We start from the raw sequence: 19880 nt of genomic DNA, 5'->3' as shown, positions 1-19880 counted from the left end.
GTAGCTCGCTGGGCTCATAACCCAGAGGTCGCAGGTTCAAATCCTGTCCCCGCTACTGTTCGAGAGGTCCCGGAGTTTTCTCCGGGGCCTCTCGCCGTTCTCGCACTCCCGCCCTGGAGTTTGCGCCAGAATGGTCGCGGGTCCGGTGACGCCGCCGACCGCGTTGGAGGGTCACTTTGCGTACCGGTGCCGAACAGCGGTGTTGAGCTGGGCGGATGTCGGATCGGGGCCCGGTTTGATCTCCGTCGGACGGATGGGTTAGGCTTAACGAGCCGACGCGGGGTGGAGCAGCTCGGTAGCTCGCTGGGCTCATAACCCAGAGGTCGCAGGTTCAAATCCTGTCCCCGCTACTGTTCGAGAGGTCCCGGAGTTTTCTCCGGGGCCTCTCGCCGTTTCCGGCCGGTCCGAAGCCACCCGGAAGCCCGGCAGACAGGGGCGACCCGCCCTTCGGGGTGCCGGACTTGCTGTCCTCGGTCAGGATGGGGGCATGTCTACTGGGATCAGCACGTCTACGGGGATCAAGTGGTGGGGCCGGCTGAGCGCGGTCCTCGGCGCGGTGGTTCTCTCGGTCTTCGTGCCGGTGGCCGCCTGGGCGTCCACCGGCACCGGTGAGCTGGTGGTGGAGGCCGCGCGTCGGCGGTCGAGGGGCGGCGGGTTCGGCATCCTCGGGCTGCTCTGCTGCCTGGTGGTGGTCGGCGGCATCGTCCTGCTGGTGGTCCTGCTGACGCGGAACCGACGCAACCGCCCGCCCCGCTGACCCGTCACCCCGCCCCGCTGACTCGTCACGGGGCCGGCAACACGACGTCAGCGCCCACTGACCGTCACCGGGCCAGGGCCGCCTGGGCCCGCGCCATGAACTGTGACGTCGCCGCCCGCGCCCCGGAGCGTCCCGCGCGGATGCTCCGGGCCGCCTCGGTGAGCAGGTCACGCACCTCGCCGTGCCCCTTCGGCGGCGGCTCGGGCGCCGGGCCCACCTGCTGGTGCAGTGCGTCACCGAGGGCGGCGACGCGTTCGGCCATCGGATCGTCGAGCGTCTGGACGACCGCCTGCCGCACCGTCAGGCTGGCCGGCAGGCCCCGTTCGGTGCCGAGGAGTTGGCCCACCTCCACGCTCGTGGTGAGGAAGTTGACCACGTTCGCCACCACCCCCGGATGACGGGTGCCCCGGAACCCTGCCCAGTACATCGACGCCCAGTCCCACTGGGCGGCCCGGGGGCCGGGAAAGCCGACCAGGGCCAGCTCGTCCTTGGTGTAGCGCTGAAGTTCGGGGAGCTGGTGTGACCAGGCGAACGAGGCGGCGGTGTGCCCGGTGACCACCAGTTGCCGGGCCGGGTCACCGCCGTCGGCGCGGTCGACCAGGGCGGCGGCCGGGGTGGCCCGCTGGCTGCGGGCCCGTTCCCAGAGCTCGAACCAGTCCAGTAGCGCCGCCGAGCCGAAACCCAACTGGCGTCCCTGGTAGAACTTCGTGCCCAGCCCGCGCAGCCAGAGCCACAGCGCCCGGTGGTCCCCCGACGGGTCCATCGAGCCGGCGACCCGGCCGCCGCTGGCCCGGGTCACCCCGGCGGCCCAGCTCAGGTAGTCGGCCCAGGCCATCGAGGTGGTCGGCTCGGGCACATCGAGCCGGCGGAGCAGGTCCCGGTTGAACACCACGGCGGCGTGGGTCTGCGCAGCCGGGACGGCGTAGACCCGGTCGTCGATCTTGCCGTAGTCCACCAGGCCGGGCGGCAGGGTGTTCAGGTTGATCCGGCCGTCGTCGACGTAACCGCCGAGGTCGAGGACGATGCCCCGCTGGGCGTACTCGCCGAGTATCGAGTCGTCGATCTGGAACAGGTCGGGCACGTTGCCGCCACCGGCCTGGGTGGCGAGCCGGTCGTAGTAGCCGCCCTGCCCCTGCCAGGTCACCCGGAAGGTGACCAGCGGATTGCGCGCCGAGTACAACCGCAGGGCCCGTTCGGTGGCCTCTGCCCGCCGGGTGCCGCCGTACCAGAAGACCGACAGCTCCACCGGGCCGTCCGGTGCCGGCGAGTCCGGCTCGACGCCGCACCCGCTGAGCCCGCCGGTGGCCAGCGCCGGCAGACCGAGCAGCGCGCCGAGCAGCCGCCGCCGGGCCGGATCGACGCCGGGCCGGGGGAGCGGGAAGCGCGCAGCGGACAACGGGTGCTCCTGGGGACGGGCGGGCCGGTAGCCGGATCATTCACGCAGGCGGCGCGGCCAGTGTCAACGCCCGGCGGCCCGCCGTACGCCAGCCACCCGGGTGGGCGCACCGGCCGGCGTCGTACCCGTGGTGTACTAGGGCGCGTGGAACTTCTGCACTCGGGCAAGGTCCGGGACGTCTACGCCGACGGCGACGACCTGATCCTCGTCGCCTCCGACCGGATCTCCGTCTACGACGTGGTGCTGCCCACCCCGATCCCGGACAAGGGTCGGCTGCTCACCGCCCTGTCGCTCTGGTGGTTCGCGCAGCTCGCCGATCTGGTGCCCCACCACGTCATCTCGGCCACCGAGGTGCCCGCCGAGTTCGCCGGTCGGGCGATCCGCTGTCGCCGGCTGGACATGGTGCCCGTCGAGTGCGTCGCCCGCGGCTACCTCACCGGCGGCGGCCTCAAGGAGTACGAGCAGACCGGCGCGGTCTCCGGCGTACCGCTGCCGCGGGGGCTGGTCGAGGCGTCGATCCTGCCGGAGCCGATCTTCACCCCGTCGACCAAGGCACCGGCCGGAGAACACGACGAACCGATCACCTTCGCCGCCGTGGTGGACAAGGTCGGCGCGGAGACCGCCGAGCGGCTGCGCCAGATCACCCTCGACGTCTACCGGCGGGGCGCGGAACTCGCCGCCGACCGGGGCATCCTGGTCGCCGACACCAAGATCGAGCTGGGCTGGGCACCGGACGGCACCCTGGTCCTCGGCGACGAGGTGCTCACCTCCGACTCGTCCCGGTACTGGCCCGCCGAGTCGTACCAGCCGGGTCGTACCCAGTTCTCCTACGACAAGCAGTACGTCCGGGACTGGGCGACCAGCAGCGGCTGGGACAAGCAGGCCCCCGCCCCCGAGGTCCCGGCCGACGTGGTGGAGGCCACCCGGGCCCGCTACGTCGACGTCTACGAGCGGTTGACCGGCGAACGCTGGTCCTGACCTGCCGGGCCACCGGTGCGGGCCGTGACCGGTCGGACTGTGTTCGGTGGGGCCGTCCACCTGTGGGCTGGTCCCACCCCGGGCCGCCGTCGGGCGACCTGTTCCGGGTCGACCCGGACGGTGATCGCGACGGCACGTCGCAGGGTTCCTCCTCAGGGGATGTCGGCGGACGGCAACCGACCAGTAGCCTAGCGTGCACAGCCTGTCCCGTCCGTCGACGGGGGATCGATAGGCTCAGGTCCGGCACCGGGCAGGGAGGAGACCCGTCGTGGGCGAGTCGTGGCAGCCGGCCACCGACACCGAACGGGGGTTGCTGCGCGCGGTGCGCGACGACGACCGCACGAAGTCCTTCCGCCTCTTCACCCGGGCCGAGCTGCACCTTCCTGAGCTGCGTGACGACAACGGCGACGGTGGCGGCCAGCGCCTCTCCACCATGGACCTGTCCGGGCAGCACTTCACCCCGGGCCGGACGGCCGGGCGTGGGCCGGGTCGACAACGGCCGGCGACCACGGGGGTACGGGTCCAATTGACGAGCAACGGCGCGGTACGACCGGGCCGACACCGACTGTCGGACGGTGGCGCGTCGCGACCGGGACGGCGTTGGTTGGCGGGTGGAGCCGTCGTCGGGCTCGCCGCGACCGTCCTCGTCGGGCCGGTGACGCCCGCCTTGGCGACGCCGGACTGCGCACCGGCCGGCGGGCAGGTCACCACGCCGTCCTGGGCCCAGCAGGTGCTCGCCCCGGAACAGGTGTGGCCGTCGAGTCAGGGTTCGGGGGTCACCGTCGCGGTGCTCGGCTCCGGGGTGGACGGTGACCACCCGCAGTTGCGGGGCCGGGTCGAGACGGGCTTCGACGCGGTCCGGGGCAACGGCCCGGCCGACACCGACTGCAGTGGTCAGGGCACCCGGGTGGCCGGGCTGATCGTCGCCCGGCAGACCGGCCCGTCCCCGTTCGCGGGGCTCGCGCCGAGCGCCCGGGTGCTGCCCGTGCGGGTGGTCGACGACCAGGCGTTCGGCGACACCCCGGTCGATGCCGCAGTGCTCGCCCGGGGCATCACCTGGGCGGTCGACCGGGGTGCCCGGGTGGTCGCGGTCACCGTCGCCGTCGACCGGGACGCCGAGACGCTGCGTACCTCGGTCCGCCGGGCCGCCGACCGGGGTGTGGTGGTGGTGGCCGCCAGCGGTGACCGGGGCGGTGACGGCAATCCGGTCTCCTACCCGGCCGGCTACCCGGAGGTGGTCGCCGTCGGGGCGATCGGTCCGGACGGCCGGCGCTGGCGGAAGGCGCAGTACGGTCCGTACCTGGACCTGGTCGCGCCGGGCGTCGCCGTCACCACCACCCAACGCGGCAGCGGGTTGGTCGAGGCCGCCGACGGCACCGCCCTGGCGTGCGGCTTCGTCGCCGCTACGGCCGCGCTCACCCTCGCCAAACGGGCCGGCACCTCGCGGAGCGAAGTGATCCGGCTGTTGACCGTGACGGCGGTCCCCGGTGCCGACCGCGCCGAGTACGGCCACGGCACGGTCAACCCGTACGGGGCGATCAACGACCGGTTGCTGCCGGAGGCACGGCCGGTGCCGCCCCCGTTCCGGCCGGCCGTCGACCGGCCCGACCCGGCGGTACGGGAGAGCCGGCGGATCGCGCTGGCCGGCTCCGTGATCGCCCTCGCCACCGTCCTCGTGGTCTGCGCCGTCGCGCTGACCCTGCCGAGGGTGCGCCGGCGACGCTGGCGGGCGGCCGTCGCGTCGGCACCCGCCCGGTCGGTGGAGCCGACCGAGCCGGGCCCACCGGTGCAGCTCTTCGACGAACCGGGGCCCGGCCCCGGCCGGTGAACCGGCACCGGGCGGATGCCCGGGGAGGCGAGGTCCCTGATCCGCCCGGTCTCCTCCCGCCGCACCGCTATCCAGTACGGCGGGCTGCCCTGACCGGCGGCATGTTCCTTCTGCGCTGGGCGTTGGTCGTGGCTGCCTTCGGGGGCCGATGCCTCTGCACCGTCACCAGGCCCGCCGGCTGGACGAAGATCTCCCGGCTGGCTACCGCGTTCCCCTTGTCGTCCAACTGGTAGCCCCGGAGCCAGAGCCAGCCGTCATAGGTGTGCAGCTCGGTCAGCACCTTGATCACTTTGAAGGTCATCGGTCGGATGAACTGCACGGACGCCGCACGGGTCACGCGGAGGACGTCCCCCGGTGCGGGAACCTCGACCGTGGAGCCGGCTTGAGCACGAGGGCCGCTGTTCGGCACCGGGCGGGCCGCTCCCGTCGTCAGCTTCCGGGTCGGCATCGAGCCGGAGTTCCTCGGGTCCGTCATCCTGCCTCCTCGCCGGTGTGCGTACCGATGTCCCCGGTCGGAGTTCTCTCCCGCTCTGGCGATATCCACACCTCCAGCGGTCTGCTGCACCACCCCACGAAACGCTCGGTGATCTCGGCCGCGCTCATCCCGTCGATGTCCTGGAGGGCGTCGCTCAGGTAGGGGCTCAGGTAGTGCACGAGCGTGCGAATGTTGCACTGGCACAGCTCCTTGAGCTGGCGCTTGCGGGTCAGACACGGCCAGGGCTCACCGCAGACGAGGCAGTCCCAGTCCGGCCTCGACGGACCATGGATCGCCGGATAGTCGGTCATAGACGATCCCGTCTCTTGGCCCTCGGTAGTGCCGCTGGCCCGGTCGCCGATCCCGTTGAAAGAAGGCCCTCGATCTGCTCGGCGGGCGCATCTGTGCTGGGCTGCATGTGCCTCCGTTCCCCGCTGTCGACAGCGATGCGCGGCCCGACCCTGGACCGGCCTGATTCGACGTGGCTGGTGGTCGATCAGGTCCGGTGCCTGCCGCAACTCGGCACGGGGAACGAGCGGGCAGGCACCGGACCTGTGCCCCTCCTGGTGCGACCCGAGGACGAACACGACTCGAAGCCTAATCAACTATGTCTACTTAGTCTAGCCTGCTCGACATAGTTGATGTGGCTTTCTGAAAGTGATCTACTCGGGGTGCGACCCGAGGAGTTCAGATGCCCGCCAAGTACGAGCGGGTGGCCGAGGCCATCCGCGAGCAGATCCGGAGCGGCAAGCTCGCTGTGGGGGACAAGCTTCCCTCCACGGCGGAGCTGAAAGCCGAGTACGACGTGTCCTACGGCTCGATCCGTGGAGCCATGCTGGTCCTCAAGACCGAAGGTCTGGTCGAAGGCCGCCAAGGGGAGGGCGTCTACGTCAAGGCCCTGCCGGCGAACTGACCTGCTGACCTAGACTCAGCTCGTGCCCTACGAGCAGGCTGAGTACCGCCGCATCGCTGACGGCATCGCCGGCCAGATCAGGTCCGGAGAGCTGAAGGCACACGACAAGTTGCCCTCCACCGCCGAACTCGCCGACAGGCATCACGTCTCACTCGCCACCGTGAACCGCGCCTTCGGTCTACTTCACGATCGCGGCCTGGTATACGGCAAGCAGGGCAAGGGCGTCCTCGTGGCGGAGGCTGAGTAGCCGGAGCGTCGGGCCGTCGTCCGGCTGATCCGCAGGTGCCGGGCCAGTCCGCCGCCGGCCAGGGTGAGCATGTCGTCCGGCCGTCACCCGGATGAACCGGCCGCTGTCCCGGGCTGCTCGTATCGCCACGAGCCCCGGTCGTGGCGCTCTAGGCTCCGAGGTGCGGCGGCGCGCTGCCGCTCGTCGTCACGCACGGGTGGCCCGGGTCGGTGATCGAGCAGCTCAAGATCATCGAGCCGCTCACCGACCCCATGGCGCACGGCGCGAGCGCGATGGACGCCTTCCACCTGGTGATCCCGTCGCTGCCCGGTCACGGCTTCTCGGGCAAGCCGACCGTGCCGGGCTGGAACCCGCAGAAGATCGCCACCGCCTGGACCGAGCTGATGAAGCGCCTCGGCTACCAGCGGTTCGTCGCGCAGGGCGGCGACTGGGGTGCGGTCATCGTGGACCAGTTGGGTGTGCAGACGCCACCGGAGCTGCTCGGCATCCACACCAACATGGCCGGTGCGGTCCCGCCCGAGATCGACAACCTGTTCCAGGGCGACACGACCGGGGCGAACAACGCCCTGGGTTCGCTGCCACCGGGCCTGTCCGAGGACGAGGTGCGCGCGGCCCGGGAGCTGGACTACGTCTGGAAGCACGTCGCGTACGCCCTGATGATGGCGACCCGCCCGCAGACGCTGACCGGGTTGGCGGATTCCCCGGTCGGCCTGGCGGCCTTCCTGCTCGACCACGACGCGCGCAGCCTGGCGCTGATTTCACGGGTCTTCGAGAGCGCCACCGAGGGCCTCACCCGCGACGACGTGCTGGACAACATCTCGCTCTACTGGCTGACGAACACGGCGATCTCCGCGTCCCGGCTCTACGCGGAGAACAAGCTGTCCTTCTTCGCCGCCAAGGGCGTGTCCGTTCCCGTCGCGGTGAGCGTCTTCCCCGACGAGCTCTACGAAGCCCCGCAGAGCTGGGCCGAGCAGGCGTATCCCCACCTGATCTACTTCAACAAGCTCGACCGGGGCGGGCACTTCGCGGCCTGGAAACAGCCGAAGATCTTCTCCGAGGAACTGCGCACCGCCTTCCGGTCGCTGCGCTGATGCGCCCGGCGCGGGCCGGTCGGGACGCTCCGGGAGCGGGTCCGTCGGGTCAGCCCACCCGGAAGCCGATCCGGGCGTCGGCCGCCGCGCCGTCCCGGTACGCGGCGAGGGCCGGCGTGTCCGAGTCGATCACCCAGTCGCCGGAGCCCTTCTGGTTGAAGTAGACGAAGCCCAGCAGGTCGGGCCGTCTGCGCATGGCGGTGAAGAGTTCGTCGACCGCGCGGGCACGCAGGGTGCCCGCCTCGGCGCCGGTCTCCACGATGAGCAGGGGCCGCTGGGTGAACCGGCGGACCTGCTTGATGGTGGGCCCGAACAGGTCGTCGAAGGTCTGCTCACCGCGTCGGGTGAAGTAGCCGTCGATGCCGACCCAGTCCACGTAGGTGTCGCCGGGGAAGAGCGGGGCGAGCCTCACCGACGGGACCGGGTCGACCACGTTCGGGGTCCAGGTCCAGATCACGTTCGTCGCCTCAGCCCGGCCGAAGACGGCGTGGATGTGCCGCCAGGCGGCGACGAAGTCCTCGGCGGTGTTGTCGTGCGCGCCCCACGGGTACCAGTGGCCGTTCATCTCGTGCGCTATGGTGAGGGCGACCGGCAGGTTGAGCCGGCGCACCGCGACCGCGAACTCCACCAGGTACGGGTCGTGCCGCCCGGCGGCGATGTCCTTCAGTTTCGCCTTGAACGGCTCCCAGCGGACGATCGGCAGCGCCCCGTACCGGTGGACCCGCCGGACCTCGGCGGCGGCGAACTCGTCGTCGAAGCTCTCGTAGATGGTGATGATGTTGGGTTTCCTGCCGACCAGGTCGGCGAACCGGTCGACCCGGCTCAGGTCCTGCGGTGCCCCGTCCAGCGCCACCCCGAGGTAGCGGCCCTGCGGCTGGACCAGCGGGCGGACGTCGTACGCCGGGGGCGGCGCGGTGGGCGTGGCCGAGCCGTTGGGCTCGGTGGCGAACCGGGCCGGGCGGCTGGCCGGGCCGGGCGCGAGCGCGGCGTAGCCGAACACCCCGATCACGAACATCGTCACGATGGTGAACAGCTGGCGGGAGGTCACCGGGAACGCTCCGGCCGGATGTCCCGCGCCGGCTCCACCAGCAGCGCCTGCAACGCGAGGGCCAGGTAGAAGGTGCCACCGAGGAAGGCGGGCGCGAAGGTCAGCAGGTCGTCGGTGATCATCCGGTGCGCCGCCAGGCCGGTCCACAGTGCTCCGCTGCCCGCCGTGCAGACGGCCATTGCCCACCACAGCCGACCCGTCCTGCTCTTCCGTTCCGTGCCGCCGGTGGGCTGCCAGCCCATGCTCTGCCCGCGCAGCAGGTCCCAGATCGCGAAGGCGTGCGACCAGCCGTAGATCATCTTCACGGTCCACGCCTCGACCCGGTAGGCGCAGTGGTGCCACAGCGGGAAGAACAGCAGGTTGTAGACCAGGCTCGGCACGATCCACAGGTAGTTCGCCGGGGCCACCGACTGTGGGAACCAGGCCAGCAGCACGATCGGCACCAGCGGCCCGACGAAGGTGAACAGCGCCGTGTGCAGGTAGTAGCAGAACCCGGAGAGGTACGACAGCCGGGTGCGCAGCCGCATCCGGGTGTTCCAGAACTTCGTCGACCCGAGCAGGCTCATCGAGCCGGCGCACCAGCGGTACTGCTGGGTGAAGAACGAGCTGACGTCGGCCGGGCACAAACCGGTGGCCAGCGGCACCGGCAGGTAACGCAGCCGCCAGCCGCGCCGCCGCATGTCGAACCCGGTGTGTACGTCCTCGGAGTGCTCGATCAGCGTGGAGCCGCCGATCGCGTCCAGCGCCTCCCGCCGGTAGAGCGCGCAACTGCCGACACAGATCGCCGCCTCGTGGTGCTGCCGGGAGACCTGCACCATCCGGTAGAACAACTCCTGCACCGCCCCGGCTCCCCGCTCCAGCCAACCCTGCCCGGCATGCACCCGGAAGTACTGCGGGGACTGCACGATCCCGAGGTCGGGCTCGGCGGCCAGGTACGGCACCAGCTCGTCGAGCAGGTCGTGGCGGGGGGTGAAGTCGGCGTCGAGCACCAGGATGTGCTCGCCCAGGGTGCGCTGGTACGCGTACCGCAAGTTGCCGGCCTTGCGGTACCAGCCCCGGTTGGGGCGGCGCTGGTAGACGTAGCCGAAGGCCAGCGCCATCGCCTCCCGCTCGTCGGTCGCCGAGTCGTCGAGCACGTGGACGTGCGTCCGCCCCGGGTAGTGGTCGACCATCCGGCTGACGTGCTCCCAGGTGTTGCGGAGCACCTCGGTCGCCTCGTCGCACACCGGCAGGAAGACGTCCACCGAGGGGTGCTCTGCCGGTCGGAAGTCGCGGACCAGCCGGCGGTGCCGGTCCAGGTCGAAGCCGGGCGTGCCGATGTTCACCGTGAGCGAGATCAGGTGGTAGAGGACGGTGAAGCCGAACAGCGGCAGCAGCAGGAGCAGCCAGGGGGCCATCCGGACGAAGAGCAACTGGCTGGTGAGCAGCCCGCCGAAGCTGACGAGCGAGGCGACCGTCAACACCGGCAGCCGGCGTCGGCGGTAGGCGGCCTTCTCCTCGTCGTCCGGGGGCAGCGGCAGGGACGGGTCGACGGTCTTCGGGCGGCCCGGCACCGCCGGTGCCACCGCCTGCCGCGCCGCCGGTCCGCGCGGGGCCGGCACCACCGCCGGCCGTCCCGGTGCGCCCTGCCCCGGCCACGACGGCACCGCCGGGCGCTGTGGCGGCACTGCCGGGCCGGGTCGGGGTGGCACCGCCGGGCGGTGGGACTCCGTCGTCTCGCCGGCCCGGCCCGCGCCGGCCCGGGTACTCACGTCGCCGCCTCCGGCCTGCCCACCAGCAGCGCGATGCTGAACCCCCGGACCCGCCAGGTGCGCTCGAGCGCGTACGGCTTGAGCGCGGCCTCCTTCGCCGGCCCGATCCGCTGCACCGGGTTGTCGAACGCCCCCTTGCGGACGATCCACACCCGGTCCGGACGGCCCAGGCAGACCGGCACGTCCCGGTCGGCGCACTCCCGCGCGCCCACGGTGCCCTGCCGGCGGGCCGGGACGGTCAGCAGCACGTCCCGGGGACGCCGGCTCTCGTCGACGTACCGGTTCACCGCGTCCCGGCTGGTGCGCTGGTCACCCGCGTCGAACGGGCCGTACACCAGGACGTCGCCGGGGTCCGCGTTCGCCCGCAGCACCGCGGCGACGTCCTTGGTGCCCTGGCTGTGGCCGCTGCCACCGCGGATCTCCACCTGCACCGGGATGCCGAGCAGCCCGATCGCCAGCATCGCGGCGGTGCCCCGCAGCAGCGAGCTGCGACGCAGCGCCAGCGCGGCCACCAGCGCCCAGGCCGGCACCGTGAACAGCAGGTAGCGCGGCAGCCAGAGCGGGGTGAGCTGGGCGGCGACCAGCAGGCCGAGGGTGGGCAGCATCAGCCAGGCGGTGGCCACCGCGGCCCGCTGCCGCATCGACATGCCGAGGAAGGCCAGGGCGAGCACCGCGCCGGCGAGCAGTGGACCGCCGAACAGCGCCTCCGGGGTGTCGGCCAGCCGGTCCACGGTGACCGGCGGAATCCAGTGGAGCTGCGTACCGGTCTGTCGGCGAGCCAGCCAGAGCACCGGCAGCACGGGCAGCACGCCGGCCACCGCCGCCCCGAGCCAGCCGAAGAAGGTGCGCCGTCGGGCCGCCGTCCGCCAGGCCACCGCCGCATGCGCGGGGAGCAGCAGCAACCCGACCAGGTGCAGCAGCCCGAGCAGGGTCACCACGGCGGCGTAGCCCAGGTGGCGGAGGAACCGGGGCCGCTCCCGCAGCCGGATCAGCAGCAGGGTGGCCAGCGTCGCGGCGAACACCGCGAGGGCGTACGGCCGGGCCTCCTGCGCGTACCGGGAGGTGGTCGGCAGCACCGCGAACAGCACCCCGGCGACCAGCCCGACCCGCAGCCCACCGATCCGCAGGCCGATCGCGGCCACCAGCCCGGCCGCCGCCGCCATGGCCAGCAGCGAGGGCATCCGCAGCGCGACGTCGGAGCTGCCGGCCAGCGCCACCCAGCCGCGCATCAGCAGGTAGTACGGGCCGACGGAGGCGTCGACGTTGCGCAACACCGCCACGCAGTCGTCGAACCCGACGCTGACCATGCCCCAGGTGGCCAGCTCGTCCTCCCACAGGCCGGGCCGGTGCAGCCCGAGCGCGCCGAGGACGCCGACGATGGCCATCGGCAGCAGCCGGGCCAGGTGCCGCAGCCAGGGCGCGTCCAGCGGTTCCGGCGGTTCCGGCTGGTCGGCCCCGGTGGGGTGCCAGGGGGCAGCCGGATCGGGCGGCAGGTCGGGGACGCGGACGATCAGGGCGGTCGGTGCGTCGCTCCTGGCGGTCCTCGCCGCGCCGGGGACGGGCCGGCGCGGGGCGGGGTTGTCGGGGGAGCCAGCCAGCATGCCTACCATGGCCCGCCCGGTCGTGGAAGGGACAAGCCGCAGCGCCGTCGGCGTCCGGGCGGAGGGTACCGGTCGACCCGGGGTGGCCTCCCGCCCCGCGTCAGAGGGTGAAGGTGTCCTCGCGTACCGAGGCGGCCACCTTGCGTACCTCGTCGGCCCGGTCCAGTGGCGCGGTCATCCGGAGCACCAACTGCCGGTCGACCGCGTCCTCCGGCACACTGCGCCAGTAGGAGAGGTAGACCAGCCCGTAGCGCGGCGCACCGTCCACCCGGGCGGTCTCTGCCCAGGTGGTGAACTCGCCGCTGCGGATCCACTGCAACCCCCACGCCTCCTCCTGCCGGCGCAGCGCGGTGCGGCGCTCGTCGGTGCAGAGCCGGGGGCACTGCCGGACGACCAGGTCGCCACCGATGATCGACCCGTCGGCGGTGGGCACGCCGCACTGGTAGTGCGCCGAACCGCTGGTGCGGCCGGCCTCGGTGCAGCTCCAGCCGATCGGCACCCGGAAGGTGAAGCCGACGCCCGGCAGTCCGGTCATCTCCCGGGTCGGTTCGGTGCCGGCGAAGTGAGGCGCGGCGGTAGGCCAGCCGCCGCCGATCGGCGGTTCCACCCCCGGTCGGCGCGGCGGCGCGGTCGGCAGCCCCAGGTCGACACCCGGGGTCGGCGCGGCGGTGGCGGGGGTGCTGTCGGCGGACCGGCCGGCGACGCCGTAGCCGCCGGCCACGCCGAGCGTGGCCGCCAACCCGGCCACCAGCGCCAGCACCAGCACCGTCCGCCCCCGTCGGTCCGCCCCGGCGGATGCCACCGTTCCCGGGTACGCCACCGATGTCGCCTGGCGCGGGGTCGAGGGGTGCCGGGCCGGCGTCAGCGGGTGGACCGGGGGCGGCGACGCAGGACGGTGGGGCGCGGCGGTGTCCCTGATGGCCGGCTCGGCGGTGATCGCCGCCGGGGACGTCGGCGTGGTCGTCCCGGCCAGCGTCGGCCGGGGCTCCTCGACCGGTGTCGGGGTGAGCTGCTGGCCCAGCGCGAGGAAGACGTGCGCGGCACCCGCGCCCTGCTCGGCGGCGCAGGCCACCCAGGGGACCGGTCCGGTGTGGTTGGCCCCGGTGATCGGCAGGCCGCCCGAGCGGGCCAGCGTGTTGGCCGCTGCGGCGAACTCGTCCCGCCAGCCTCCCTCGGCGGCGGCCGGCGCGAGCACGGCCACGGTGAAGGGCCGGTCGGCGGTGTCCCGGGCGGCCCAGACCTCACCCAGCGCACACGAACTCAGCTTCCGGTGCAGCACGTACGGGCCGACTGTCTGCATGCCATCCCCCCGAGCGGATGGTATCCGCCGGGGCGTCCCACACCGGCCGACGCACCGGCCGACGCACCGGTCCCGGGCCGGTCCGGGCCGGTCAGTCGACCCAGTCGAGGGTGCGGGCGACGGCCTTGCGCCACTGGCCCAGCTCCCGCTGCCGGTCCTGCGGGTTCATCCGGGACTCCCACTGCGCGTCGGAGCGCCACTGGGCGCGCAGGGTGGCCAGGTCCGGCCAGAAGCCGACCGCCAGGCCGGCCGCGTACGCCGCGCCCAGGCAGGTGGTCTCGGTGATCCGGGAGCGGACCACCGGCACGTCCAGCACGTCGGCGAGGAACTGCATCAGCAGGGTGTTGGCGGTCATCCCGCCGTCCACCCGCAGTCGGCGCAGCGCCACGTCGGAGTCGGCGTTCATCGCGTCGACCACCTCCCGGGTCTGCCAGGCGGACGCCTCCAGCACCGCCCGCGCCAGGTGCCCCTTGGTGATGTAGCCGGTCAGCCCGGCGATCACCCCCCGGGCGTCGCTGCGCCAGTGCGGGGCGAACAACCCGGAGAAGGCCGGCACCACATAGCAGCCGCCGTTGTCGTCGACGGTGGCGGCCAACTCCTCCACCTCGGCGGCGGACGAGATCAGTCCGAGGTTGTCCCGCAGCCACTGCACCAGCGAACCGGTCACCGCGATCGCCCCCTCCAGGGCGTACGCGGCCGGCTGGCCGTCGATCCGGTAGGCCACCGTGGTCAGCAGGCCGTGGGTGGACGGCACCGGGCTGGCCCCGGTGTTGAGCAGCAGGAAGCTGCCGGTGCCGTAGGTGCACTTCGCCTCGCCGGGCTGGAAGCAGGTCTGCCCGAACAGGGCGGCCTGCTGGTCGCCGAGCGCGCTGGCCACCGGCACCCCGGCGAGCACCCCGTGGGCGGTCCCGTAGACCTCCGCCGAGCTGCGGATCTGCGGCAGCATCGCGGCCGGGACGCGCAGCGCGTCGAGCAGTTCCCGGTCCCAGTCGAGGGTCTCCAGGTCCATCAGCATGGTCCGGCTGGCATTGGTCACGTCGGTGACGTGCCGGCCGGTCAGCTTCCAGATCAACCAGCTGTCCATGGTGCCGAAGAGCACCTCGCCCCGCTCGGCGCGCTCGCGCAGCCCGTCGACGTGGTCGAGCAGCCAGCGCAGCTTCGGGCCGGCGAAGTAGGTGGCCAGGGTGAGCCCGGTGCGGGCGCGCAGCTTCTCCTCGCCGTACGACTCGGCCAGCTCGCGCAGCAGCGGGCCGGTACGGGTGTCCTGCCAGACGACGGCATGGGCGACCGGACGGCCGGTGGCCCGGTCCCAGACCACTGTGGTCTCCCGCTGGTTGGTGATGCCGACGGCGGCCAACCCGTCCGGGCCGGTGCCGGCGGTGGCCAGCGCGTCACGGACCACCCGTTCGACGTTGGCCCAGATCTCCTCGGCGTCGTGCTCCACCCAGCCGGGCCGGGGGAAGAGCTGCCGGTGCTCGCGTTGCGCGACGGCGACGATCTCACCGGCCCGGTCGAAGACGATGCACCGCGACGAGGTGGTGCCCTGGTCGATGGCGGCGACGTACTCTCCGGTCATTTCGGCACCGTACCCGGCCGGGTGTGTCCCGGAGAACCGCCGCGGCTCCGTACGATCTCCAGACGTGCGCGATATCGCCGTCTTCAGTGGAACCGCCCATCCCGACCTCGCCGCCGAGATCTGTGCCCACCTCGGGGTGCCGCTGCACCCGGTGCGGGTGTCCCGGTTCGCCAACGACTGCCTTGAGGTGCAGTTGCAGGCGAACTGCCGGGAGCGGGACGTCTTTCTGATCCAGCCGCTGGTGCCGCCGGTCCAGGAGAACCTGGTCGAGCTGCTGCTCATGATCGACGCCGCCCGGGGCGCGTCGGCCGGCCGGATCACCGTGGTGCTGCCGCACTACGCGTACGCCCGGTCGGACAAGAAGGATGCCCCTCGCATCTCCATCGGTGCCCGGCTGGTGGCCGACCTGCTCACGTCGGCCGGCGCGCAGCGGGTGCTGGCGATGACCCTGCACTCGCCGCAGGTGCACGGCTTCTTCAGCGTCCCCGTCGACCACCTGCACGCGTTGCGTGAGCTGGCCGCCCACTTCAAGGGGTACGACCTGGGCAACACGGTGGTGGTCTCGCCGGACCTGGGTAACGCCAAGGAGGCGGCGGCCTTCGCCCGGATGCTCGGCACGCCGGTCGCCGCGGGGGCCAAGCAGCGGTTCAGCGACGACCGGGTCACCATCAGCACGGTGATCGGCGAGGTGGCCGACCGGGACGTGATCGTGTTGGACGACGAGATCGCCAAGGGCAGCACGGTGATCGAGTTGATCGCCCACCTGCGGGAGCGCAACGTCCGGTCGATCCGGCTGGCCTGCACCCACGGGCTCTTCTCCAGCGGCGCGTTGAAGCGGCTCAGCGACACCGACGGGGTACGCGAGATCGTCTGCACCAACACGGTGCCGATCCCGGCGGAGAAGCGGGTGCCGAAGCTGGAGGTGCTCTCGGTGGCCCCGGCGCTCGCCGAGGCGATGCGCCGGATACACAACGGCGAGTCGGTCAGCGCCCTGTTCGGCTGACCGGGTCAGTTGGCGGCGGCGCTGATCCGGACCGTGGTGCCGGCCGCGCCGCTCTCGACCTCCATCGCGTCGCTGAGTTCCCGGGCCAACCAGAGCCCCCAGCCGCCAGCGGTGTCCGGGGCCGGCCGGCTGCGGTCGTCGAGCCGCTGCTCGCTGATGCCGTGGCCGTGGTCGGAGACCTCGCAGACCAACTCGCCGGGGCGTCGCCAGAGCCGCAGCCAGCCCCGGCCGCCGCCGTGCCGGACGGCGTTGGTGATCAACTCGTTGACCGCCAGCACGAAGTCGTCGAGCCGCTGACCGGCCAACCCGGCCGAGTGCGCGCACGAGCTGACCGAGTGCCGCAGCTCGGTCACCTGTGCCTGGTCAAACGCCTCGGCGATGAGAAGGGAAGGTTCGATGGGCACCACCGTACGCGGTGTGGGAAGTTCTGCGTTCGTCATGGGCCCTGTCCCGACAGCGATCTCGGAGTCTTTCACGCTATTTCTACCGTACGTCAGGGTTCTTGACGCACCACCGGCCGGTCCGGCAGGTGACCGGGGCGGTTGTGGCATCGTGGCGGCCATGCCGTCGTCCCCGCCGGGTGGTCTCGAGGTCCCGCTCTGGCGTTCCGTCGCGGTCTTCCGCTTCGCCTCCCTGGCGTACGTCGGCCTGCTGGTCCTACGCGACGCCGACCGGTACGCCCACCCGCTCGCCGCCGGGGGCGTGCTGCTGGTGATGCTGGCCTGGTCCGGGGTGACCGCGGTCGGCTACGCCCGGCCGGCCAACCGGGGCTGGCCGCTGCTCCTGGCCGACCTCGGCGTGGTCCTGCTGATCCTGGCCGTCACGCCGTGGGTGGTGGGACGCCCGGCGCTGGCGGCCGGGGTGCCGGCCCTGGCCGTGGCCTGGCTGGCCGGGCCGGTGCTGGCTTGGGCGGTCTCCGGTGGGCGGCGGCGCGGCACGGTGGCGGCCCTGCTGGTCGGCGGCACGGACCTGGCCACCCGGGGCCGGATCGGCCCGTCCTCGCTGACCGGGGTGACCCTGCTGCTGCTCGCCGGGGTGGTGGTGGGGCACGTGGCCCGGCTGGCGGTGACCGCCGAGGAGCGGTTGCAACGGGCGGTGGAGCTGGAGGCGGCGACCCGGGAACGGGAGCGGCTGGCCCGGGACATCCACGACTCGGTGCTCCAGGTGCTGGCGCTGGTCCAGCGGCGCGGTGCCCACCTGGACGGGGAGGCCGGTGAACTGGCCCGGCTCGCGGGCCAGCAGGAGGTGGCCCTGCGCGCGTTGATCTCCGGGTCCGGGGCGGCGCCCCCCGTCGATCCGGTCGGTGAGGTGGACCTGCGGTCCCTGCTCGGCGGGTACGCCTCGGCGGCGGTGCAGGTCTCCGCCCCGGCCACCCCGGTGCCGCTGCCCTTCCCGGTGGCCCGGGAGGTGACCGCGGCGACGGCGGCGGCGCTGGACAACGTGCGGCGGCACGCCGACGGGCGGGCCTGGGTGCTGGTCGAGGACGAGGGGGACACGGTGACCGTGTCGGTCCGCGACGCCGGTCCGGGCATCCCGGAGGGCCGGCTGGTCGAGGCCGCCCGGCAGGGTCGGCTGGGAGTGGCCCAGGCCATCCGGGGGCGGATCGCCGACCTCGGCGGGGTGGCACGGATCGTCTCGACGCCGGGGGAGGGCACCGAGATCGAGCTGATGGTGCCGAGGAGGAACCGATGACCGGGGTACGGGTGATGGTGGTCGACGACCACCCGATGTGGCGGGAAGGGGTGGCCCGCGACCTCACCGAGGCCGGGCACCTGGTGGTGGCCACCAGCGGCGAGGGTCGCCAGGCGGTCCGGGTGGCCGCGGCCGTCCGACCCGACGTGGTGGTGCTCGACCTCCAGCTGCCGGACATCTCCGGGGTGGCGGTGGTCCACGGGCTGCGTGCCGTGTTGCCCCGGGTACGGGTGCTGATGCTGTCGGCCAGCGGCGAGCAGCAGAGCGTGCTGGACGCCGTGAAGGCCGGGGCCACCGGCTACCTGCTGAAGTCGGCGGCCCCGGCGGAGTTCCTGGACGCGGTCCGCCGGACCGCCGCCGGTGAGCCGGTCTTCACCCCCGGCCTGGCCGGTCTGGTGCTGGGGGAGTTCCGGCGGCTCGCCGCCGACCCCTCGGCCGGCGGGAGCGTCGACGGCCGACCCGACACGGCACCCCGGCTCACCGAACGGGAGACCGAGGTGCTGCGGCTGGTGGCGAAAGGGCTGTCCTACAAGCAGATCGCTGGGCGGCTCGGGCTGTCCCACCGCACCGTGCAGAACCACGTGCAGAACACGCTGGGCAAGCTCCAGCTGCACAACCGGGTGGAGCTGACCCGCTACGCGATCGAGCAGGGCCTGGACGACTGAGGTTCAGTGCGCCTCGGGCGGCCGGGTCTCGTGGACGGCCAGCTCCTCGGCCGATGCGCCGCCGCCGGCCGCGCCCGCGTCGTACGCGACGTTGTCGGTCTCCTGGTCGGTGCGGTCGCCCTCGTCGGGCTCGACCAGGCGGCCCACCTGTGCATCGGCGACGGTGCCGAGCTGACCGTGGTCGTAGATCGAGACCGGGGAGTTCGGGTCCGAGGTCGGGCCGGGATCCAGCACGTCGGCGTCGAGCTGGGCCTGCGCGGCGGCCTCCTCGTTCTCCGCCTCGGCGGCGATGTCCGGGTCGACCGGGCCGGCCAGCGGGTCGTCGGCCCGCCGCTCGTACTGCTCGCGGTCGAGCTTGTAGTCCAACGACTCCCCGTCGAGCTGCTCGTCGGCGGTGGTGCCGAAGCCGTCGACGGCCACCGGGGTCCGGTCGCCGGGCAGCTGCGCCGGGTCCGGGCCGTCCGCCTCACGGCCGGTCAGGACGTCGTCGTTGGCGGTCGAGTCGTCGTCGGCGGTGTCGGGCAGGCCGAGCGCCTCGGGGTCGGACACGGGGGTCGGGAACTCGTCGTCGCGCATGGCTGAGCACTACCCACTGCCATGGTCCGGGTAACCGGATCGACGGCCCGGGATCAGGACGAAAGCGCATGAATCAGTCATGCGGCCACCGGGATTCGTCCTCGGTGTGCAGCACGCACCAGATCACCTTGCCGTCCGGGAGCGGGGTGCTGCCCCAGCGCCGGGCCACCGTGTCGATCAGCAGCAGACCCCGACCACCGGTCGAGGTGAGCGGCGCCACGCCCGCGTACCTCGGCTGCTGCCGGGAGTGGTCCCGGACGGCCACGTGCAGGGTGCTGCCGCTTCCCGGGGCCAGTCGGAGCGTCATCGGGGTCGACGCGTGCGCCACCACGTTGTTGACCAGCTCGGTGACCGCGATGCAGGCCGGCTCGGTCAGCTCCGGCATCCCCCAGCGGTCGCAGCCGTCGGCGACCAGCTGCCGGGCCCGCCGGGCCGCCCCGACCGTCGGGGTCAGCGCCTCGGACAGCACCGCCGCCATCGGCGTACGGGCCAACGCGTCCGTCGCCTCGGCCGGGGTGGGGTAGACCGCCAACTGCGCGGCGGACTCCCCGTCGACCGCCCCGGCCGGGTCGACCACCAGCAGGTCGGCGGCGGGCCAGTCGAGCACCGTGTGCCGTACCTCGGCCAGCAGCCGGCCGACGGTCGGCCCGACGCACCGCAGCCGGGCCAGGTCGACCACGATCGGACCGGGCCGGTCGCCGAACCGGGCGAGCAGGGCATCGCGTACCTGGTCGGCGTCGGTCGGTCCGAGTACCCCGCTGAGCCGGACCAGCGCCGAGGAGTCGTCGGCCGCCACCCGGCAACCCTCCCGCGATGGACGGACCGTCCCGGGGGAGCCGGGTCCGGGACGGGCCGGCGGCAGGTCGGCGCGGCTCATCGCCCTCCCGCCCGTCCGCGTCGGGGGAGGGGGTACGCCGAGGCGATGCCGGTCCTGCCGGAGGCACCGGTGACCACCATGGCGGTGTCGGCGAGGGTGCGGGTCA

20 protein-coding genes and 2 tRNA genes (1 of these 22 only partly in view) are annotated in these 19880 nt (G+C 72.9%); 11 read left to right on the top strand and 11 right to left on the bottom strand.

What is annotated here, in order from left to right:
• The 3 genes from ACIG87_RS27175 to ACIG87_RS27165 all read left to right on the top strand — a co-directional run.
• Positions 1 to 55 (top strand) — tRNA-Met (locus ACIG87_RS27175) (it extends 119 nt beyond the left edge of the window).
• Positions 56 to 276: 221 nt separating this feature from the next.
• Positions 277 to 350: transfer RNA gene (locus tag ACIG87_RS27170), tRNA-Met, on the top strand.
• Positions 351 to 487: 137 nt separating this feature from the next.
• A complete protein-coding gene (locus ACIG87_RS27165; protein ID WP_396854288.1) occupies positions 488 to 757 on the top strand; it encodes a hypothetical protein in 270 nt (89 codons plus the stop codon).
• 64 nt (positions 758 to 821) lie between these two features.
• On the opposite strand, the gene ACIG87_RS27160 is transcribed toward ACIG87_RS27165, so the two are convergent.
• The gene (locus tag ACIG87_RS27160) at positions 822 to 2153 is read right to left on the bottom strand and encodes an ABC transporter substrate-binding protein (RefSeq protein WP_396854287.1); all 1332 of its coding nucleotides are present in this window, start codon (positions 2151 to 2153) and stop codon (positions 822 to 824) included.
• A gap of 144 nt (positions 2154 to 2297) precedes the next feature.
• Here ACIG87_RS27160 and ACIG87_RS27155 point away from each other — a divergent pair, with 144 nt between their 5' ends.
• Together ACIG87_RS27155 and ACIG87_RS27150 are read left to right on the top strand one after the other, a co-directional pair.
• Entirely contained in the window at positions 2298 to 3131 is an 834-nt protein-coding gene (locus ACIG87_RS27155) for a phosphoribosylaminoimidazolesuccinocarboxamide synthase (protein ID WP_396854286.1), read from the top strand.
• Positions 3132 to 3399: 268 nt separating this feature from the next.
• Entirely contained in the window at positions 3400 to 4959 is a 1560-nt protein-coding gene (locus tag ACIG87_RS27150) for a S8 family serine peptidase (RefSeq protein WP_396854285.1), read from the top strand.
• 67 nt (positions 4960 to 5026) lie between these two features.
• On the opposite strand, the gene ACIG87_RS27145 is transcribed toward ACIG87_RS27150, so the two are convergent.
• Complete coding sequence (locus ACIG87_RS27145; RefSeq protein ID WP_396854334.1) at positions 5027 to 5368, bottom strand: hypothetical protein; 342 nt, start codon at positions 5366 to 5368, stop codon at positions 5027 to 5029.
• A 62-nt stretch (positions 5369 to 5430) separates the two neighbouring features.
• Positions 5431 to 5745, bottom strand: a complete 315-nt coding sequence (locus tag ACIG87_RS27140; protein WP_396854283.1) for a hypothetical protein — start codon at positions 5743 to 5745, stop codon at positions 5431 to 5433.
• Between the two features lie 380 nt (positions 5746 to 6125).
• On the opposite strand from ACIG87_RS27140, the gene ACIG87_RS27135 reads away from it, so the two are divergent.
• The 3 genes from ACIG87_RS27135 (at position 6126) to ACIG87_RS27125 (ending at position 7685) form a co-directional block, all read left to right on the top strand.
• Positions 6126 to 6347, top strand: coding sequence for a winged helix-turn-helix domain-containing protein (locus ACIG87_RS27135; RefSeq protein ID WP_396854282.1), 222 nt, complete (start codon positions 6126 to 6128; stop codon positions 6345 to 6347).
• A gap of 22 nt (positions 6348 to 6369) precedes the next feature.
• Positions 6370 to 6594, top strand: coding sequence for a GntR family transcriptional regulator (locus tag ACIG87_RS27130; RefSeq protein ID WP_396854281.1), 225 nt, complete (start codon positions 6370 to 6372; stop codon positions 6592 to 6594).
• 173 nt (positions 6595 to 6767) lie between these two features.
• Positions 6768 to 7685, top strand: coding sequence for an alpha/beta fold hydrolase (locus ACIG87_RS27125; protein WP_396854332.1), 918 nt, complete (start codon positions 6768 to 6770; stop codon positions 7683 to 7685).
• Positions 7686 to 7734: 49 nt separating this feature from the next.
• On the opposite strand, the gene ACIG87_RS27120 is transcribed toward ACIG87_RS27125, so the two are convergent.
• The 5 genes from ACIG87_RS27120 to glpK form a co-directional block, all read right to left on the bottom strand.
• Positions 7735 to 8733, bottom strand: a complete 999-nt coding sequence (locus ACIG87_RS27120; protein WP_396854280.1) for a glycoside hydrolase family 26 protein — start codon at positions 8731 to 8733, stop codon at positions 7735 to 7737.
• Positions 8730 to 10484, bottom strand: a complete 1755-nt coding sequence (locus tag ACIG87_RS27115) for a glycosyltransferase family 2 protein (protein ID WP_396854279.1) — start codon at positions 10482 to 10484, stop codon at positions 8730 to 8732. Before ACIG87_RS27115 ends, ACIG87_RS27120 begins: the two co-directional genes overlap by 4 nt.
• The gene (locus ACIG87_RS27110; RefSeq protein WP_396854278.1) at positions 10481 to 12085 is read right to left on the bottom strand and encodes a glycosyltransferase family 39 protein; all 1605 of its coding nucleotides are present in this window, start codon (positions 12083 to 12085) and stop codon (positions 10481 to 10483) included. Before ACIG87_RS27110 ends, ACIG87_RS27115 begins: the two co-directional genes overlap by 4 nt.
• A gap of 100 nt (positions 12086 to 12185) precedes the next feature.
• Positions 12186 to 13385, bottom strand: a complete 1200-nt coding sequence (locus ACIG87_RS27105; protein WP_396854277.1) for a hypothetical protein — start codon at positions 13383 to 13385, stop codon at positions 12186 to 12188.
• A 91-nt stretch (positions 13386 to 13476) separates the two neighbouring features.
• On the bottom strand, positions 13477 to 14961 hold the full coding sequence (gene glpK / locus ACIG87_RS27100) for a glycerol kinase GlpK (RefSeq protein ID WP_396854276.1): 1485 nt from the start codon (positions 14959 to 14961) through the stop codon (positions 13477 to 13479).
• Between the two features lie 64 nt (positions 14962 to 15025).
• On the opposite strand from glpK, the gene ACIG87_RS27095 reads away from it, so the two are divergent.
• Complete coding sequence (locus ACIG87_RS27095; protein ID WP_396854275.1) at positions 15026 to 15964, top strand: ribose-phosphate diphosphokinase; 939 nt, start codon at positions 15026 to 15028, stop codon at positions 15962 to 15964.
• Positions 15965 to 15969: 5 nt separating this feature from the next.
• On the opposite strand, the gene ACIG87_RS27090 is transcribed toward ACIG87_RS27095, so the two are convergent.
• On the bottom strand, positions 15970 to 16404 hold the full coding sequence (locus ACIG87_RS27090) for an ATP-binding protein (RefSeq protein ID WP_396854274.1): 435 nt from the start codon (positions 16402 to 16404) through the stop codon (positions 15970 to 15972).
• A 121-nt stretch (positions 16405 to 16525) separates the two neighbouring features.
• Between ACIG87_RS27090 and macS the strand changes: the two genes are divergently transcribed.
• Complete coding sequence (gene macS, locus ACIG87_RS27085; RefSeq protein ID WP_396854273.1) at positions 16526 to 17656, top strand: MacS family sensor histidine kinase; 1131 nt, start codon at positions 16526 to 16528, stop codon at positions 17654 to 17656.
• Positions 17653 to 18321 carry a response regulator gene (locus ACIG87_RS27080; RefSeq protein ID WP_396854271.1) on the top strand — a complete coding sequence of 223 codons (669 nt, stop codon included), beginning with the start codon at positions 17653 to 17655 and terminating at the stop codon, positions 18319 to 18321. Before macS ends, ACIG87_RS27080 begins: the two co-directional genes overlap by 4 nt.
• Positions 18322 to 18324: 3 nt before the next feature.
• Here ACIG87_RS27080 and ACIG87_RS27075 read toward each other — a convergent pair whose 3' ends face one another.
• Together ACIG87_RS27075 and ACIG87_RS27070 are read right to left on the bottom strand one after the other, a co-directional pair.
• Positions 18325 to 18897, bottom strand: coding sequence for a DUF5709 domain-containing protein (locus tag ACIG87_RS27075; protein ID WP_396854270.1), 573 nt, complete (start codon positions 18895 to 18897; stop codon positions 18325 to 18327).
• Between the two features lie 73 nt (positions 18898 to 18970).
• On the bottom strand, positions 18971 to 19774 hold the full coding sequence (locus tag ACIG87_RS27070) for an ATP-binding protein (RefSeq protein WP_396854269.1): 804 nt from the start codon (positions 19772 to 19774) through the stop codon (positions 18971 to 18973).
• Positions 19775 to 19880 lie beyond the last annotated feature (106 nt).

It is taken from the genome of Micromonospora sp. NPDC051925 (genome assembly GCF_044548625.1).
Lineage (GTDB): Bacteria > Actinomycetota > Actinomycetes > Mycobacteriales > Micromonosporaceae > Micromonospora.
The sequence above is the reverse complement of the archived record's forward strand: the minus strand, read 5'-3'. Positions and strand labels throughout refer to the sequence as shown.